Source organism: Photobacterium sanguinicancri (genome assembly GCF_002265265.1).
In the GTDB taxonomy this organism is placed as follows: domain Bacteria; phylum Pseudomonadota; class Gammaproteobacteria; order Enterobacterales; family Vibrionaceae; genus Photobacterium; species Photobacterium sanguinicancri.
The window spans coordinates 1-18,814 of record NZ_NOIF01000089.1 but is presented as its reverse complement, the minus strand read 5'-3'; the positions used below and the strand labels follow the sequence as shown (position 1 = coordinate 18,814).

The 18,814-nt window shown below is 45.4% G+C and carries 14 protein-coding genes; 5 read left to right on the top strand and 9 right to left on the bottom strand.

Annotated elements, in window-relative coordinates:
- Positions 1–119: 119 nt before the first annotated feature.
- On the bottom strand, positions 120–509 hold the full coding sequence (locus ASV53_RS14080) for a DUF2850 domain-containing protein (protein ID WP_094957525.1): 390 nt from the start codon (positions 507–509) through the stop codon (positions 120–122).
- Between the two features lie 163 nt (positions 510–672).
- Here ASV53_RS14080 and argA point away from each other — a divergent pair, with 163 nt between their 5' ends.
- The gene (gene argA, locus ASV53_RS14075; RefSeq protein ID WP_094957524.1) at positions 673–1,998 is read left to right on the top strand and encodes an amino-acid N-acetyltransferase; all 1,326 of its coding nucleotides are present in this window, start codon (positions 673–675) and stop codon (positions 1,996–1,998) included.
- Between the two features lie 85 nt (positions 1,999–2,083).
- Here argA and recD read toward each other — a convergent pair whose 3' ends face one another.
- Both recD and recB read right to left on the bottom strand, forming a co-directional pair.
- Entirely contained in the window at positions 2,084–4,162 is a 2,079-nt protein-coding gene (recD, locus tag ASV53_RS14070) for an exodeoxyribonuclease V subunit alpha (protein WP_094957523.1), read from the bottom strand.
- A complete protein-coding gene (recB, locus tag ASV53_RS14065; RefSeq protein ID WP_189337879.1) occupies positions 4,155–7,763 on the bottom strand; it encodes an exodeoxyribonuclease V subunit beta in 3,609 nt (1,202 codons plus the stop codon). The genes recD and recB overlap by 8 nt, the downstream gene beginning before the upstream one ends.
- A 35-nt stretch (positions 7,764–7,798) precedes the next feature.
- On the opposite strand from recB, the gene ASV53_RS26135 reads away from it, so the two are divergent.
- On the top strand, positions 7,799–7,933 hold the full coding sequence (locus ASV53_RS26135) for a hypothetical protein (RefSeq protein WP_275657100.1): 135 nt from the start codon (positions 7,799–7,801) through the stop codon (positions 7,931–7,933).
- Positions 7,934–8,119: 186 nt separating this feature from the next.
- Here the strand turns inward: ASV53_RS26135 and recC are convergent, their stop codons facing one another.
- Together recC and ASV53_RS14055 are read right to left on the bottom strand one after the other, a co-directional pair.
- Positions 8,120–11,596 carry an exodeoxyribonuclease V subunit gamma gene (gene recC / locus ASV53_RS14060; protein WP_094957521.1) on the bottom strand — a complete coding sequence of 1,159 codons (3,477 nt, stop codon included), beginning with the start codon at positions 11,594–11,596 and terminating at the stop codon, positions 8,120–8,122.
- Between the two features lie 172 nt (positions 11,597–11,768).
- The gene (locus tag ASV53_RS14055) at positions 11,769–12,752 is read right to left on the bottom strand and encodes a TDT family transporter (protein ID WP_094957520.1); all 984 of its coding nucleotides are present in this window, start codon (positions 12,750–12,752) and stop codon (positions 11,769–11,771) included.
- 166 nt (positions 12,753–12,918) lie between these two features.
- Between ASV53_RS14055 and ASV53_RS14050 the strand changes: the two genes are divergently transcribed.
- Positions 12,919–13,815, top strand: coding sequence for a LysR substrate-binding domain-containing protein (locus ASV53_RS14050; RefSeq protein ID WP_094957519.1), 897 nt, complete (start codon positions 12,919–12,921; stop codon positions 13,813–13,815).
- Positions 13,816–13,836: 21 nt separating this feature from the next.
- On the opposite strand, the gene ASV53_RS14045 is transcribed toward ASV53_RS14050, so the two are convergent.
- On the bottom strand, positions 13,837–14,523 hold the full coding sequence (locus tag ASV53_RS14045; RefSeq protein ID WP_094957526.1) for a DNA-3-methyladenine glycosylase I: 687 nt from the start codon (positions 14,521–14,523) through the stop codon (positions 13,837–13,839).
- A gap of 81 nt (positions 14,524–14,604) precedes the next feature.
- Here ASV53_RS14045 and ASV53_RS14040 point away from each other — a divergent pair, with 81 nt between their 5' ends.
- Entirely contained in the window at positions 14,605–14,907 is a 303-nt protein-coding gene (locus tag ASV53_RS14040; protein WP_094957518.1) for a YebG family protein, read from the top strand.
- A gap of 226 nt (positions 14,908–15,133) precedes the next feature.
- A complete protein-coding gene (gene dapD, locus ASV53_RS14035) occupies positions 15,134–16,165 on the top strand; it encodes a 2,3,4,5-tetrahydropyridine-2,6-dicarboxylate N-succinyltransferase (RefSeq protein ID WP_062688905.1) in 1,032 nt (343 codons plus the stop codon).
- 93 nt (positions 16,166–16,258) lie between these two features.
- Here the strand turns inward: dapD and ASV53_RS14030 are convergent, their stop codons facing one another.
- The 3 genes from ASV53_RS14030 to ASV53_RS14020 form a co-directional block, all read right to left on the bottom strand.
- Positions 16,259–16,585, bottom strand: coding sequence for a DUF2799 domain-containing protein (locus ASV53_RS14030; protein ID WP_062688907.1), 327 nt, complete (start codon positions 16,583–16,585; stop codon positions 16,259–16,261).
- A gap of 160 nt (positions 16,586–16,745) precedes the next feature.
- The gene (locus ASV53_RS14025) at positions 16,746–17,942 is read right to left on the bottom strand and encodes a multidrug effflux MFS transporter (RefSeq protein WP_094957517.1); all 1,197 of its coding nucleotides are present in this window, start codon (positions 17,940–17,942) and stop codon (positions 16,746–16,748) included.
- A 229-nt stretch (positions 17,943–18,171) separates the two neighbouring features.
- Positions 18,172–18,471: a hypothetical protein gene (locus tag ASV53_RS14020; protein WP_062688911.1), complete on the bottom strand. Its 300-nt coding sequence runs from the start codon at positions 18,469–18,471 to the stop codon at positions 18,172–18,174.
- Positions 18,472–18,814: the final 343 nt, after the last annotated feature.

Sequence of the window (18,814 nt, the reverse complement as noted above, 5' to 3'; positions counted from 1 at the left end):
CAATTAATGAAGTATTTAAGAGCGTATTAATCGCTTTGAAAATATAGAAATTAATACCGGTAGAATAGGCTTGTTACTGTGGCACATCTATTATATTTAGATAATGTCTGATTTTATACCTACAAGGTCTGTCGACGAAACATTGAAATATAATGTGACGGTGACTGCCGAATAAAGTCACCGGATAAATATGAGTAAACGTAGAGCTCATCACCAAACTGATAGCGCAGCGTATCGCCATCCCAATCATAATGAGTACTTACCACGCGTCCATTAACATAAACACCATCAGGGCGGAGTTCAAAACTATCAGATGCGTAATCAGCCACTGCTTGTTCGGTCCAAACCCCAACAATATTAGCTGGCGGCTCTGGCAGTAACCACGCTGATGAAACAACCCCAGTTGTCATCAGACCCACTAAGGTCGTCCCGCAACTAATCACCCCTAGTAAGAAGGTCGTTTGCAGGCGCTTTTTTGCTACTTTCTGTTTGGAAATGGCTTTAGTCATAACTTGGTCAAAAAACTATTAACGTCTAACCTTTATCTACTCGATACATTAAGTATCACGTTCGATAAAAAAATAATTATTCACTAATCGATAACGAGATCTTGAAGCAAAAAAAATAATTGGCCACACTGGGCTATCGAAAGTCACACATGGATGTTTAACTTTGAAAAATCGTGGTACAGAACTTGTCAAAGGATTCCGCCAATCAGCGCCCTACGTTAACGCACACGCAGGCAAGACAATTGTAATCATGCTGGGTGGTGAAGCCATAAGTGATGCTAATTTTACTAATATCGTTAATGATATTGCATTGTTAAACAGCCTCGGCCAACGTATTGTCGTGGTTTATGGCGCTCGTCCACAAATCAATTCACTACTCGGCATTCATGGTTATTCAACACCATACCATCAGGGTGTTCGGGTTACTGATGAATCGGCTCTGAATATAGTGAAGCAAGCCGCAGGGCTTCTTCAGCTTGATATTACCGCTCGATTTTCCATGGGGCTAAACAATACCCCAATGGCAGGCTCACAGATCAATGTCGTCAGTGGCAACTTTATCATCGCCCAACCCTTGGGTATCAATGATGGGGTTGATTACGTCCATAGTGGCCGTATTCGCCGTATCGACTGTGATGGTATTCATCGTCAACTCGATCAAAATGCCATTGTCTTACTTGGCCCTGTTGCGAGCTCTGTTACGGGTGAATGTTTTAACCTCACCTCTGAAGAAGTAGCGACACAATTAGCGATAAAGTTAAAGGCCGATAAGCTCATTGGCTTTTGTTCTGAGCAAGGTGTGATCGATCTCCAAAATAATGTCATTTCAGAGTTACTGCCCAATGAAGCTGAAACTGAACTACAACGCTTAGTGTCAGCAGAGCAAGATGGGTGTGGGACGGCACGTTTTTTACGCGGCGCGATCAGTGCCTGTCGTGCTGGTGTGCCACGTAGCCACTTAATTAGCTACAAAGAAGACGGGGCGTTAATCCAAGAACTCTTTTCTTTAGATGGCATTGGTACTCAGATCGTGATGGCGAGTGCTGAAAAAGTACGTTCAGCTGGCATTGATGATATCGGGGGGATCTTAGATCTTATTCGGCCACTCGAGCAACAAGGTATTTTAGTTCGTCGTTCACGTGAACAGCTAGAACAGGAAATTGAGCTCTTTACCATTATTGAGCGTGATGGGTTGATCATTAGTTGTGCAGCACTCTACCCTTTCCCTGAAGACAAAATTGCCGAGATGGCTTGTGTGGCGGTACACCCTGATTTTCGCGATGGCGATCGCGGCGCATTACTACTGAACCGCCTCCGTCAACAAGCCAAAGAGCAAGGCCTTAAGCAGTTGTTTGTATTAACCACCCAAAGCTTACATTGGTTTAGGGAACAAGGCTTTATAGAGTCCAAGGTCGATCAACTCCCCATGGAAAAACAAGCCCTCTATAACTTCCAACGTCGCTCTAAAATTCTCACCTTAGCGTTATAACCTTTAGATCAACAACGCCAGCAAAAGCTGGCGTTGTCAGTGATTTTAACCAGTAAGAACGATCTGTGACTTAGTTAGGTTGATATTAACTTAATAAACTCGCTAATCCACTGGCACGCTCAGTACAAATGCGTACCGCGCGTGTCACAACATCGGGCTGGGCGAAAAAGTGTAATCGAGCTTTAGCGCGTGTCACGCCGGTATATACCAACTCACGCGTTAAGATCGGGCTGTAATCTTTCGGCAACACCATCAAAGTATCAGCAAACTCAGATCCCTGCGATTTATGCACCGTCATCGCATACACAGTGTCATGCTCGGGCAAGCGACTCGGTAGCACCCCATAGATACTGCCATCTGGCATTTCGAAATACACTCGCAAACGAGGTGTGCTTGCACCTTCATTTAGGCTATTACTGGGCTCGTACATCGCGATACCAATGTCACCGTTATACAAACCTAAACCGTGATCGTTGCGAGTGATCATCACAGGGCGACCAAGGTACCAAGTATCATCACTGGTGCTGATTTTACCTGCTCGCTCTAACCCTCGCTCAATACGTTGATTTAAGCCTTGTACCCCAAAGTCACCTTCACGTAACGCACACAATAAACGTACTTGTGAAAATGCGGCAAGCACGTCAGAAGGTGAGGCCTGCTGCTCAATTAAGTCTAAATAATCACGGTAGAAATTCACCGTCATTTTGATCAGCGTTTGGTAGTTATCAGCCGATAGCGGATAATTGCGAATATCAGCAAAACCTTGCTGCCAAACACGATCAACAAGCTGAGGTTTACCACTATTAATGGCTCTCGCTAACTGACCTATCCCCGATTTAGCGTGGAAACGGTAGCTCTTTCGCAACATACACAAACTATCAGCAACGGGGCTAACATTTTGTTGCGCCGATGATAACTGATACCCAGTAAGCTGGTTCAGTTGTGCTGCTTGTTGTGGACTATAGCCTTGTTCGATAAAGCCACAAATATCGCCAAGTACAGCGCCTGCTTCAACCGATGCTAGCTGGTCTTTATCACCCAATAAAATCAATTTTGCATGTGGCGGCAATGCATCAAGCAAGCGTGCCATCATAGGTAAATCAATCATCGAGGCTTCATCAACCACCAGCACATCCAAGTGCAATGGGTTATCACGATTATGACGAAAATCGACACTATTCGGTATTGCACCTAATAAACGGTGAATGGTACTCGACTGAGTCGGGATATTTTCTTTAACTACCGCATCCACCGATAATGATTTCACCGCCGAGCCAATAGATTCCGTCAAACGTGCAGCGGCTTTACCGGTCGGCGCAACTAATTTAATGGCAGGCGCTTCTACACCCGCCGCTAAATCGACCTGCATCACCAAGGCTGCCAACAACTTAGCCACAGTGGTGGTTTTACCTGTACCTGGCCCTCCCGATATAACCGAAAACTGGCGCGTTAACGCCATCGCCGCTGCCACTTTTTGCCAATTCAAACAGGCTGAAGTGGGTACTAACTTATCTAATGCAGCCAAATCACCAATTTGCGTCGCTTGCTGTAATACCGCATCAATTTCGGGCCAATTCAGTAAGGCGGGGGCTATCACATCTAGCTTATCGCAAACCTGTTCTTGGCGGGCTTGTGCCGTGTCTGTCTCACTGCCTTTAAATACCGCCAATGCTTCGTATAAGTAACCATATGTACGAGGGAATAGCGCATCAAGCACAGCTGCCATATCACCCTCTAGCAGACTGGCAGCAGGCGCTTGCGCTGTATGCGTGAGTTTCTGCGCGACAATTTTCTCAAAATGCCAGTAACGATGCAGATAGAAGCGCTGGTCAGTAAGCACTAACGGTGTAGCCGCTGACCCATCAGAAACCACAGGTAACTCGGCTAAAATAGCCGCCCAACAGTCAAATTCAGGGAGGCCTTCAAGTAAACCAACCGAATACTTGATCGGTAAGTCCATCACTCGCTTAGTGCTTTTTTCATCCAGCTCTAAACACACGTTACCCTTGCCTAATTCATGGCTCACCCATGCAGCAAGCAAAGCGACCAAGTCGTGATGCTCACTATGCGACTCACCGACTCGCTGCGCGATAAACTTAGCAAACTGATAATCGAGCGGGCGCAGTACACCTGACTTAGTAAGATCCTGTAATCGCTTAAGCATCAATTTGCTCTCCATCAATCAGCTGTTCCAATTCTGTAAGTAGTTGCTCACTTGGTCTTGCATGGAAAATACCACTGTCACTGCCCGCTTCAATACCGCGTAAGAATAAGTAATACACCCCACCAAAATGGGTTTCATAGTCATAGTTAGGAATACGGCTACGTAAGAAACGTTGCAATGCCAACGCATAAATTTGGTACTGTAAATCATAACGGTGATCGCGCATTGCTTCGACCAACTGCTGGCCGCGGTATACCGATGGATCATCACCTAAGTGGTTAGATTTCCAATCGAGAACGTAATATTTACCTTGGTGTTCAAACACTAAATCGATAAAGCCTTTTAGCATGCCACTAACGGTCGCAAAACCCAGATCGCCCGCTTTGGCAGATACCTCATCATGTTTAGCAATCACCTTGGTTAACATAGGGGCAGCCAGTAACTCGATCGGCAGTAAGAATTCCATTTCAGTTAAGCGTTGCGCTGGCGTTTTTTCCCCTAAACGCATCGCGTCGCCGTCTAATGAACACTGCAATACGTCACGGATCAATTGCTGTAATACAGGCAACCATTCCAACTCATAGTTTTCTTTTAGCAGTAGCTCCGTCAAGGTCGCCACGGTTTCAGGGCTATCAACAGGCGCGGTAAATTCAATTTCTTCAAAGACGGTATGTAAGAAAGTGCCTGGTCGCGCACCACGCGGAAAAGTATAAATGGAATATTCAGGCTCCAACTCTAAAGCGTGATCATCATCTGATGATGCCGTATCTGCCGCAGCTTCTATTGCCGAATCCGTATCAAAACCCGGTAAATCAAAGCTACTATCATACGAATTGTGGTGACCTTGTTTAACCAAACTTGAATAGCTGGTCATCCACCAGTTTCGCTCAATGCTGGCGCTAAATTGACTGGCCGTTAACGCAGGCGTGTCCCCTTCAGCGGGTTGCCACTTATCACTCGGTAATATCGGCGGCTCTGCCACCGTGATAGCTGGGAGGCTCTCCGCTAACTTCGCCAGCGCGATCTCCAGATCACTGATGCCACCTTCTTGGCCATTTTGTACCAAGTAGCCCATTGCTGATTGGTGTAAGCCTGTCGGCTCTTTGGTGCTGCGGCCATTACGAATCGGTGCCATACCCACAAAACAACCGTATACCGCCCGTGTTAATGCCACATAGATCAAACGTAAATCTTCGGCTAAGCGCTCTTTATCTGCTTTTTCTAGTGAATCAGCCTGCTTAGTAATATCTAGAATGGTCAGGTTTTGCTGATCATCATGGTATTTCGCTTCACTTGCGGCGCGATAGCTACAAACAAAGGGCATAAATACCAGATCGTATTCCAACCCTTTAGATTTATGGATAGTCACGATCTGAACCAAATTACGCTCAGACTCTAATCGTTGGATTTGATCGTCAGCATTGCCGTTAGGTTCAGCAACATGCTCTGCTAACCAGCGTAATAAGCCATAGTCGCTATCAAGCGTTTGGCTGGCTTGTTGTAATAACTCGCCAATGTGCAGCAAGTCAGTCAATCGACGCTCGCCGCCCTCTTCAGCCAATAAGCGCTCAGCAATCGCATTTCGGCTCATCACGGCGCGAAGCATTGGCATCACACCACGACTAAGCCATAACTTGCGGTAATCTCTAAATTCAGTCACCGCGGTTTCCCAGCGGGTTTCATCGTTATTTAATAAATCTAAATCCGCCGCAGTATAAGCAAACAAGCTCGACGCTAACGCTGCCCGTAGCGCTCGTTCATTTTCAGGGGTTAATACCGCTTGTAATAATCGCTGAATATCGGCCGCTTCTGCACTGCCAAACACACTATCACGGTTAGATAAATACACACTGGCGATGCCTTGTTCAGCAAGGGCTTGGCGGACTAGCTTGCCTTCACTCCCCGTGCGAACCAAGACGGCAATATCGCCCGCTTGAATCGATTTCTTGTGGTCTTTATCTTGGAAATAGGCGCTATCTTGCTGCGATTGGGTCAAAATATCTTGGATTTTAGCAGCCGTCGCCTCCGCCATTACCTCTTGGTAATTACCTTTAGTAACAGGTTTTCCATCCAAGCTATCTTGATGCCAAAACGTCAGCGCATGCTGTGCCTGACCATCGAGCCACCAGCTACGATCTGGCGCTTTAGGGCTATGATCAACCGATAAAAACTGAATATCTTGATCATACATAAATGGGCTATCAGGATGTTCAAATACCTGATTGACCGAGGCAATCATATCCGCCGTTGAACGCCAGTTTGTCCCTAGGGTGTAGTGATCCGTTACCTGACGGCGCGCTTGAATATAGGTAAAAATATCGGCGCCACGAAACGCGTAGATAGCCTGTTTCGGATCGCCAATCATAAACAAACCACAGCCACTTTGTGTCGCCGTATCTGTAGTGTAAATATTGCTAAAAATACTGTATTGCAGCGGATCGGTATCTTGGAATTCATCGATCATCGCCACTGGGTACTGGCTGCGAATACGATCAACGAGTAAATCATCACTGTCGTTATCAATCGCGGCAGATAGCTGTGTTAGCAAATCATCAAATGATAACCAGCCTTTACGCTGCTTGGCCTGCGCCAGTAATTCTCGACACTCTGCAATCGCGTGAGCTAACAGTGGATCACGCAAGTTAGCAGGGTTATCCAATAACTCAGCAACCGCGGCAAACACTGCATGTTCTGGCGGGTTATCTTTCGATTTTTCAATCAAGGTCTGCTGATGGAAACGTTCAAGCTTATCGGGCAAGTCATAGTTCACCGTTGGCGTTGCTGCCCACTGCGACACTTGCTCTAACCAAGTCGGTAAACTTTTTTTGGTATAGCTGCGTTTGTTGACGCCAGAACCTGCAATCAAAGGTTCTAAATCTGCTTGGTGTTCACACCATAGGGCTTTAAAGCTATCCAAGCGTTGCAGATTTTGTTGGTGAAGATCGGCCAAAGATTCCGTCATCGCATCAACGCTGAGCTTCACCGGCGCACCGGTTAAACTGCCACCTAAATCATTCAACAAGGCCGCAGGTGATGACCAAATATTACGAACTTCTTGCGCCAAGGCATGCGGTAAATGATAAAAAGTACGACGCCAATAATCCGCAGCCACCATGCTTTTTAACTGGCTTTCATCGGTCACAAATTCATTGTTAAAACGACTGCCCGATTCAAATGCATTTTGGGTCAGCATCCGCTGACAAAAACCGTGAATGGTATAGATGGCCGCTTCGTCCATTTGACGCTCGGCTTGTAATAAAATTTGCGCGGCCGTTTTATGATCTTGAATCTCTTCAAGCAAAGGTTGGATCACAGGATCGTTACTCACCCCACGGCTAAACGCCAAACGTGCATCATGAATACGGGCTCGAATACGATCCCGTAGCTCTGCAGTTGCGGCTTCTGTAAAGGTCACAACTAGGATCTGATCAACATTTAGCTCACAGCCATGTCGGCTATCAACGCTGCCATGGCCCAGCAATAAACGTAAATACAAGCTGGCGATGGTAAATGTTTTCCCCGTACCTGCTGAGGCTTCAATTAAACGCGCACCATGAAGAGGGAACGTCATCGGGTGCAGTGTATTTGCGTTATTATTCATCCCCGCCATCCTTCTCTGTCATAGCTCTGATTGTAATGAGTAAATGGGTTGGCGCCGCCAACCAAGTGCTTACGCTAGGTAATATCTTTGGTGTCATCAAGGTTCACCTTGCTGAATATCCGCCGTTAACATTTTTCTGGTTACTCATCACCATCAAGTGTGATCAATAACTTAGAAATAAACGTTAGCTTGCTTGAATAAGTTTTCTTTCTATCAATGTGAGAGTTTTCTCACAGTTTAACGCCATCGCTTTGGTTAGTATCGCAGCCAGAAACATGGTCACCTCTGGACCGGTGGTCGTACAGCAAACACCCTACAAATAAGAATGATTTGCTGACGGCCACACTACTTCCCGCCTACTCTTCGACTTTTTCACTATTTAAGACCGCCCCTTGCAATATTCGACTAGCAAGCTGTGACGCATCATTAGCTAAATTATCATCCCAATTAGGCCATACTCGCGCGATATAACTGTCTGCGCCTTCACCCGCAAATAAGTAACCATCGTTAAAGGTATCAGCCATTTTCTTCAATGCTTTTTGGATGGTCTCGTCGTCGTCTTTAAAACTACCATCGCGTCCGATCCTTGCTTGGATCCCTGCCAATGCTGTTTTAGGAAAATACGCTAATGGCTGATTTAAGCCATCAAAATACAGCTCAATAATATCTTGTAGATACTGGCGTGCGGTCTCGGCATCAATCGGGAGCAAGCGACGATATTCATCGTTACCAATCAAGTGCGTGCTCTTCTGAGCCTGAACTTGGTTTGGATTTGAGCTTTGCGGCTGCATTGCCGCCAAGCAGAGGTGATCTATCCATGCAATAAGCAGATCTTGAGCGCGTATTTTGCCACTGCGATAACGAACCAAACCGGATTGATAACCTTGTTTTAGCCAACCTTGTAGGTTCACCTTGTGACCTTGATAACTAAAGATTAAATCAACTTCCTGATCATCCAAAGGAGCATGAATTAACGGGAAAATCTGCTCGGTGAGTGCCAACACATCATTGCGGGTGATCGCTAAATCTAAATCCCCAAACGCTGCAACAGGTAAACGACCTGCCGCTTTTTGTTGTGCCGAAAATTCATCAAAGACAGCGCTTTCATCTTGGTTTACTAACTTGGCATCCAGTAGTTGTTGTAACAACTGCTCACGCATTAAATAACCGTCTAAACCGTTAAGCGTGAAAGGTTCGTCATCTTCGATGATCCCCATTGGTGGCTCAAAAAAGACTTTTAAACGACGATTAAAGAAGTAACGCACAGGTAAACGCCAAAAACGTTGTAGCTCTGATAAATCAAGTTCTAGCACTTTATCGTCAGCAAAAGGTTCAGATTCAAGCGCCGACAATTGAAAGGCTTGACCAGCCTGACCTTTACGCTCTGCGGCAGGTAACCATTCAACCGCATAACTGGCCTTGTCACCTTCAAAAGCACTCGGGCTAAACGGCACCAAAGGGTGGAAATGATTCAAGTGTTGCTTGATGTTGTCCGCTGATTGATCGACGGGTAATGCCTCATCGCCCGCAAGACAATAGCCTTGCTGGCAATATTCCACCAGCTCACTCACCAGCACTGACGGGACTTTCTCGGTATTATCTTGGATAGAACGGCCAACATAGCTGATATATAGCGTTTGCTGCGCAGATTGAATAGCTTCTAAAAATAGATAACGGTCATCATCACGACGAGAGCGATCACCAGCTCTAGTGCGACCATCCATCAAATCAAACCCTTCCGCAGGCATACTGCGAGGATAAGCACCGTCGTTCATTCCTAACAAGCTCACCACTTTGAATGGAATGGAGCGCATTGGCATCAAGGTACAGAAGTTCACTTGGCCAGCCAAAAAGCGCTGACTCACACGCTCGCCAGATAATTTACCTGTTAGGTATTCGGTCAAGACGCGTGGGGAAATCGGCGCATTGTAATGCGCATCATCCAGTTGTTCTTGCAGACGATGTAAAGACTCCCGAATTGATTTAAGTACCAGTTCGCCGTCAATATCGACCGCAAAGCAGTCATCCAGCAACTGATTCAAAATCTGGGTCCAATCAGTCACTGATTGTGATTGAGCCAAACAGTGGCGATAATCAATTAACTTGTCGATAAAACTGGCTAACTGGCCAGCAATTTCAGCATCGAGACCCTGCACTTCTTCATAAGCAGAGATACCATCAAACAAACCAGCCTCGTACGGCATCGCATAGCCCAATAACATCCGCTGGATGCCAAACAACCAGGTGTTTTGTTGCTGTGCAGGCAAATCGAATTGGCTTGCGGTTTGGCTATCGAGCCCCCAACGTACACCAACTTCTTCGATCCAGCGTTTTACTTTCTCGAAACTATCACTATCAAAACCAAACTTGGCCATAACAGCAGGCACTTCTAACAGTTCGAGTAATTCAGAGGCTTGGCAACGACTTTCAGGCAATGTCAGTAAGCGTAAGAAAGCCAACAGAATCGGGTTTTCTTGCTCGGCAGTACGGTCAGAGATCGAAAATGGAATATAACGATTACCCGGTGCATTACCAAATACCGCTTGAATCGCAGGACTATAAGCATTGATATCCGACACCATCACGATGACATCGCGTGGCTTTAGGCTGCTATCAGCATCGAACATCGCCAATAGCTTGTCATGCAGAACTTCCACTTCACGCATAGGACTGTGGCAAGCATTAATAGAAAGTGATTGATCATCTAACATCACCGCCAGTTTATGGTGGCTTGAATCTAGAATGTCGTCGTTTTGGCGATCTTCTAAATTCAGAATATCTGCTTGGATCGAATGCAGCAGTGAATCACGCTCAATGTCCGCGAAGGCTTCAATTTCATTGGCCTGCATTTCGGACATTAAGAATAAATTATCGCGGCCAAGTTTACCCATAGAGGCCAACAAGCTATTGCCGACAGCATCGGTATGAAACTCATCAAGCACATTATCTTCAATGCTGCCTTTGAGCTGCTCTGCCATATCCCCCTGTTCGCTGTGATCATCTAGCCATTTAACTTGTAGACGATTCTTCGCGGCTAACCGCGCAAGGTATTTACGGTCACGCACTTCGCCCCAGTAATAACGACAAGGGTTAGTGAACATCAAATGGACATCAATGTGCTCACCGAGAGCAGCTAACGCATCCATATAACGCGGCGGCAACGATGAGATACCAAATACAAACAAACGCTTTGGCAAGCCTTCAGGTAATTCACCTTCAGCAGCACTGGCGGCGTAGTTCGTGAGGGTCTCGATAAAATGATCATAAAGGTTGGCACGATGATACGGCGACTGCCCCAAAGCTAATGTCTGATCATAAAGTGCTTGCCATAAGATAGGCTGCCACGGGTGATCGTCGCCCAGCTCTTTAACGGTTTCGCCCGCTTCCCACTGCTGTACCCATTCAGGACGGTATACCAAGTATTGGTCGAAGATATCTGCAATTTTCTCTGCCAATTGGTAAATTTTCAAACCGTCTTCATCGCCCTCTAAATAGCGCTTAAGAGGTTCAAACTCATCGAGATCTAACTGCTGTGGTAGCACCTCCATCAGTTTCCATGTCATCGACTCTTTGTTGAATGCACTACGCGCAGGCACATCACTCAACACTTTGGTGAACATAGTCCAAATGAAAGTGGCAGGCAGCGGGAATTCAATGTTGGCAGCAATGCCGAAGGACTTGGCTAATTCTAATTTTAACCACTGTGACATCCCAGGGCTTTGTACCAAGATTTGCTCTTGTTCAAACGGGTTATCCAGTGGCTGCAAGCGAATGAGTTCAACCAGAAGGGATTTCAGCACGTCGAGCTGATTGGAGTGATAGACAGTAAACACGCAGATATCTCACACAAAAGAGAAAGTTATAGGAATTGTCTACCAATAGAGGGAATGCAGCAAATAGAAAGGTATTGAATAAGCCACATTATTTACTGCAAACGCCAAACAGATTGTTACCTGTCTAGCGTTTGCTCAATATAGATGGCTAATGATGTTCACAGCCTAAGACTCAAACTTGTTGTGACTGAAGTTGAGGGTGAAATAAACGGCTGATAGGACGGTAATGAGCAAGGTAACGCACCGCAACATAACTCACGATAACAGTCGCAATTACTAACTCAATTTGGCCCAATAGAAATACCTGCTGTACGTACTCACGGCTAAAACCAAACGTTGTCATCCAAGCTGCTGATTTAAATAATGCCGTTGCACTGATCACGATAGGGAAAGTAAAAGCCGCGTAACCCGCACTGAATGGCAAACGCAGTAAGCGATAAAAAGCCACATAAATCACAAAAGTCATCAGCACAGCGATCCCAATCAGTAAGCCAATCACCACAGGTGAAGGAACAGCAGTCACCGTTAGGTAACCCGCCAGTGATAGGCTTGCAGGCGCCGCCATAATCGCAATCGTCGGTTTCGCATTGTCATGAATCTCATGACTGAAAATTAAACGGTAAATCATCAGTGGCAACATAACGGCATAGGCAACCATACCAAACACCAACAAACCTTGCGCTAAGGGTAATAGCTCGCCGCCAGGAAACGCGACATCCGCAACTATGATACCCACAGGTGGAACAAACCAACTTGGCACCATGTGGTGTAATTCAAAATCGACCGCACGGTGATAAATAAAGAGTGCTAGAAACGCCACATGTAATGCCACGGCAAAGAGCCATAAGCCTTGGCTGAATACAGGGTAAAACTGACCGAGCGCCTTCGATACCACCATGGTTGCCATCGCATAGGTCGGTACAACGCTTCCAACAACAGGGTGAGAAAGATCAGTCCATAGCATTTTGGGGTGGAAGATAAATTTAACCGTAAGAATCAATAGCAATACAGCCGCAATACCCGCGCCAATTTGTTGGCCCAAGCCACCTAAATCTGCCACGTTTTCCCAACACCAACCAAGGCTCGCAATACCTAATGCTAATCCTGCCATTGGGGTTGGCGCCCCTGCTACTTTACGTTTTGTCGCTTTAATCATGACATTTCTCCACCAGCCAATTCATGGGCTGAGAACACACTCTGAACACAAAATGGAGTGTATCGAACTCTATTGTTTTATAATAACTGAATATATTTAACCTAAGGTTAAGTCATGCTTAACCATATAACTTGCATTATATTAGCAACTTTTGGTGTATGAGAATATGGCCCATCCTATTGCATTAAAGCAGCTCAATGCTTTTGTCACTGTTGCCCAAGAAGGCACCATTACCGCTGCAGCTGAAAAGCTATTCCTTTCAAAACCAGCGGTAAGTATGGCGCTGGCAGAGCTAGAGAAGCAGCTTGATCATAAGTTATTTGATCGTAACAACAATCGCTTAATCATTAACGAACAGGGGAAGCGTTTACTGCCTTTAGCCGATGAGTTACTTGCTCGAAGCCAAACTATCGAACAATTATTTAATCAAACCGGCCCAGCAACAGGGCAACTACGGATTGGCTCAAGCGATACTGTGGGGAACCAACTCACCCCTTTTTTACTACGCGATTTTCGCCAATATGCAAAACATGATGATCAATCTTTGTTTATCTCAAATACCAGCCAGATCTGCCACATGCTCAGTGAGTTTGAGTTGGATGTGGGATTGGTGGAAGGCAAGGTCCAACAAGCCGATTTGATGATCGAGCCTTGGCTAGCCGATGAAATGGTAGTGGTTTGCCACCCAAATCACCCTCTGACCCAGATAAAAAATCTACAAGTAAGCGATTTAGAGCATTCAGAATGGATTTTACGAGAAGCAGGTTCAGGCACCCGCGAGTTCTTTCTAAACCGCATTGCGCCGCGCCTGGAATATTGGCACCAAGCGTTTGAGCTCAACACCACTGAAGCTATAATCAACTGCTGCGCTGCGGGGCTCGGCGTGACGTGTTTGTCTAAGTTTGCTGTCCAACACGCCGTTAATGATCACCGCTTAGTGATTCTGCCACTGCCGCTCGATATGCAGCGTCAGTATTGGCTGCTATACCATAAAGAAAAATACCAAAGCCCATTAATGGAAATGTTCTTATCCTTCGCACAACAATGGCATTTCTCTCAGTAGAGCTAGAACCTTGCAATGCCCCTAGATACGGTTATCACCGCAACTGAACGCGATTATTTGGCTGATCTGACACAAAGGTCGGCCAGATTCTTGCTGCCAATCATTAAAAGCCGCTAATGTCGCTTGCTGGGATTTTTTGGTATCACGGCCACCGTCAATCACCCCAATATTACGTAAATAGGCCTCAACATCCCCACTCAAAATAAAGGTGTCTTTGCCCATAATTCGCAGTGTATAGGGGCCCGTATTACCCCCTAATCGCTTACCGTTTTTCTTAAGGTACTGCCATAATCCAATAATATCTTCGGAAGGCCACTGTGCTACCATGTTGGAAAACGAGCCATATTCACAGGCCGCTTGATGGATCATACGGGCATTTTCAGGAATGGTCATGACCTTGCCTAAGTGGCGAATAATCGCAGGGTCGGTTGCTTTTCGTTCCCACATTTCCGTTGGCATCAAGAGCATTTTTTCGATATCGAAACCGAAGAACACCTCTTCAAAATTGGGCCACTTCGCCCGTACCACCTTCCAACTCATGCCAGATTGAAACACTTTTTGGCTAAATGCGGCGAGCCAGCGATCATCTGGGATCTGCTGAAGCTGCTCTGAAGAAAGTGCGACAGATAACAGGCTCTCAAGGGCTGCATCACCACCTTTCCGTTCTGCTGCTCTTGCATAAATTCGATCAAATTTTTCTCGCATCATCACATAACACTGCTTATCACTGGACATAGCCCTTAATGCTACTGTATAAACAGCCAGTAAATCAATTCGGAGAGGGTGACCATGGCTGTTATCGTCAAATATGTGGTTGAGCGCAACGGAGAAGAAAAGATGACTTTCACCTCTAAGTCCGAAGCCGACGCATACGACAAAATGTTGGATATGGCTGACGATATGTTTGCTTTACTTAGTGAAAGTGAACTATTCGAAGATGAAGCTAAGCAAGAAGAGCTATCAATGTTCCTCGCACAAAAACGCGAAGAAGTACTTGTAGCACTGGGTGCAAAAAAAGCAAAACCGGCACCAAAAAAGAAAGTAGCAAAGCCTGAAGCAATAGAAGATATTCCTCAGGAAGATGCCGCTTAATTTTTTACTTTTTGTACATATCCTAAAAACCTCCTTCTGGAGGTTTTTTTATGGCGATAATTCCACCACATTTAGCCCTCTTAACCCATTTTTATCAGATCTACGTCATTTTTCACTGATTACCCTTTCCCCTCTTCTATATTCTGACAACTCTCTTTATGATGAAGGTAACGATATATAGACGAATTAAGTGCTATAGCACTTACGAAATGGAGAACAATTCAATATGGCTAGCTTTTCTCTTGCCTTAGGTACTGCAACGAAAAACCGTGACGGTAAAATCATCGAAGCATTTTTTCCAAGCCCTGTATTAAACCCAACAGATGCTTTAGTTAATGCAGTTGCCGCTGTGGTTAATTACAAAGAAGGCAACCAAGCAATTGAAATAACTCCAGCTCAGTGCGCTGATTTACAAGCGGCCTTCGTAGCAGCTAACGACGACAAGCATGCACAATTTGCAGCTAAAGCGGCAAACTCTTCACAACCGCTTGTGGTTGTTATTCTAGCGACAGATGCAGCACCAACCTCTGTTTCTGAAGCCTTCCTTAAGCTACAACTTATTTCTCATCGTTTAGTTCAACCACACGGTGTCGTACTCGATGGCGTCTTTGGTCTACTGCACAACATCGCATGGACCAACCAAGGCCCTATCGATTTACCAGAGCTAACCGATCGTCAAATTGAAGCACGCCTAAACGGTGAAGCGTTAACTGTCGATTGTGTAGATAAATTCCCTAAAATGGTTGATTACATTGTTCCTGCTGGTGTGCGTATCGCTGATACATCACGTGTTCGCCTAGGTGCTCACGTTGGTGAAGGCACAACCGTAATGCACGAAGGCTTCATCAACTTCAACGCAGGTACAACTGGCGTGAGCATGGTAGAAGGTCGTATTTCTGCAGGTGTTATGGTTGGTAATGGTTCAGATATCGGTGGTGGTGCATCTATCATGGGTACACTATCTGGCGGTGGTAAAGTTGTCGTCTCAATTGGCGAAAACAGCCTACTAGGTGCCAATGCAGGTCTTGGTTTCCCACTGGGCGATCGCTGTACGATTGAATCTGGCTTGTACGTAACAGCGGGTTCTAAAGTGCGTATGCTTGACTCATCAGGCCAAGAAGTGGAAGTCGTTAAAGCGCGCGACCTTGCAGGCAAACCTGACCTTCTGTTCCGTCGTAACTCAGTAACAGGTCAAATTGAATGTTTGACTAATAAGAGTGCGGTAGAGCTAAACAGCGAGCTTCACAGCAACAACTAATCCGACAATTAACGATTAGTGATATAACAAAGGCTGCCAATGGGCAGCCTTTTGAATTTATAACAAGCAAATGGATCAAACAGTCACCCGTTACTAATAACCTCGTCCAGTTAAACCATAACTGCTTGAATCTGAGGTACATTCATTTAGGTAGTCCGCATTAACCACCGTCGATACGGATTGGCGGCCAGAACAATAATCAAAACGGCCTTTTAAGTAACCCGCTCGATACTCTTCGTATTCTGTTTCACTCAGCGCACCTAAATCACCCAACCGCTGCTCATTTAGTTCACGGTAACCTTGCTCACCATGGTAAGCACCCAGTCCCTGCCAATTTTTCTCTTCAGTCAGACCGCTCTCATACGGAGACGTACAACCTACCAACCCTACCACCATTGCTGCGACTATCACTTTCATCATACTTGCATCCTCTGCCACTGAGGCTTTGCCACATCATTGTTATAATATGAATCTGTATCATGTGAATCACCCTTTAGCGCACGAGGAGTCTCCTCTAATGGTAAAAGGCTATAAAAGTAAGTATGGTCTAAATCGCCCAATCTGATAGAACAAGTTCCCCCTAATTCAGGGCTGCTGCCGCTTCTCTACCACTATCCAAATGACTGCCACTGTAAATTAAAGCTAAACCTACTATCGCCGCACCAAACATCACCAAGCCTAAATGCCAAAGTTGATTAATGCCGATATGCAGTAAAAAACTACTGATCAAAGATGCAATAATCATTTGGCATGCGCCAGATAACGCAGATACTGTGCCCGCTTTTTTTGCATAAGGCAGTAGTAGTAATGATTGCGCACACGGGAATGCCATCCCATTGGCCATCGCAAGTAAGAAGTGCCCAGCACTTACCGTGACAGGAGAAAGCGGTGCAAAAATAAAAATAATCCCTGATACAACATGAATAAATGGCGTTAACTGAAGTACTTTCATGGTGCCTAATCGCGGCCGTATGCGCTGACATAATAGCCCACCACACAATAAGCCTATCGCTGGGATCATCGCCCAGAGCGCGTATTCATCGGAGTCCATGCCTATTTGTACCTGCATAATAAAAGGCATTAAAGAAATAGAGATAACGACCAAGGTAAAGTTCACCCAACCAATCCCTGCAAAGCTCATAAAATGACGCTCTCGGAATAAAGAAAAATACGAAAGCGCTAAAGTGGATACAGATTGAGGCCGAGAAGCTGCAGCCAGTGTCTCTTTAAAGAAAAAAATAAGAATGAGCCAAATACAACTGATGTAAGCAAGAAGCAAAATAAAGACACTTTGCCAGCCTAAATAATGGTTAACCATACCGCCAATAACGGGACCAATAATAGGAGTAAAAGCCGCCACAATGGAGACCCAAGTCATGGCCTTAACAAAGCTTTGATTTTGATAACTATCGCGCATGGTTGCTCGTGCTAACACGCCCACACTCCCAGCGCCAAATCCCTGCATAATTCGTCCAGCTAACAAGCCTGAAAAGTTATCACTATTACAAACAGCAACAACTAAGCCAATGATCGCAATAGACAATCCAATCAATAAAATAGGCCGACGGCCAAATACGTCAGAGAGTGGCCCATAGATCAGTTGGGACGATCCAAACATGAGTAAGTAACCCGAGACTAATAACTGGGTTTGATCTGTGGTGATCGAAAGATCCCGTGCGATCCAAGGCAGTGATGGGAAAACCAACCCTAAACTTAACTGGCCAATACTGACAATTAGGCACGCCAACAATAAAGGCTTCCAGTTGAATTTTTCCATCTAACACCTCATCTAGCGAATAGTTATTCTATTATGCATTGATAAAGAGAAAAGGATTAGCAGCGCGAGAATAATAAATACTTTCCCACCCGGAAACAATAAACAACAAAGCCGAGACTGAGCTCGGCTTTGCTAGAAAATCATCGTTTTCCGTACATCAAGAGAGTTTAAAGCTGAGGATAGCTTAGCTCATTGAAGCACCACTCCGACGTCGAAACACACCTTAGTATTACTTTTTAATACAGTATTTCAGTGGGTTCTGGAGGGAAAACTTACTACCCGTGGTTTCTACATTCCCTTTTTTCAATGCCACCAAAATTTCCCGATGGATTTTAATAATGGCAAAAAAGCGAACCACTATAAAAATAATAAAGGCAGGCATTAGTACTTGTGCCATTGGTGCTGATTGCAGCACGAAATCATTCAATAACCAGACGGCAAGCATTAACAACATCAAATAGAGTGAATGTGGTTTAATCACAATGTTCACTTCTGTTGCCGATTCACTGCGCTCATAAAAAAACTTCATATCAGCCCTAATACTTAAAATATATTCCAGCGTTAACCTTCTCATATTCATCGTTTATAACGCAAGTCTATGCATAATCACGCTTGTACAAAACAGGGATATCATCAGGAAGAAGCGATGCCGAACATCAGCGCGCCCCCGACGTGTTAGGCCGCTACGCTCGTCAATAAAAAGGCTAACCCACTGGGCTACAGCTTCCGCTCCATGATTAGCCAAAATACAAATGCAAAAAAGCCCTGCTATTGCTGGCAGGGCTTTTGAATAAATGGCGGAGCGGACGGGACTTTATATAAATAAACTGCCACACCGAAAATCAGCGTGTCCCCCGGCGTGATAGGCCGCC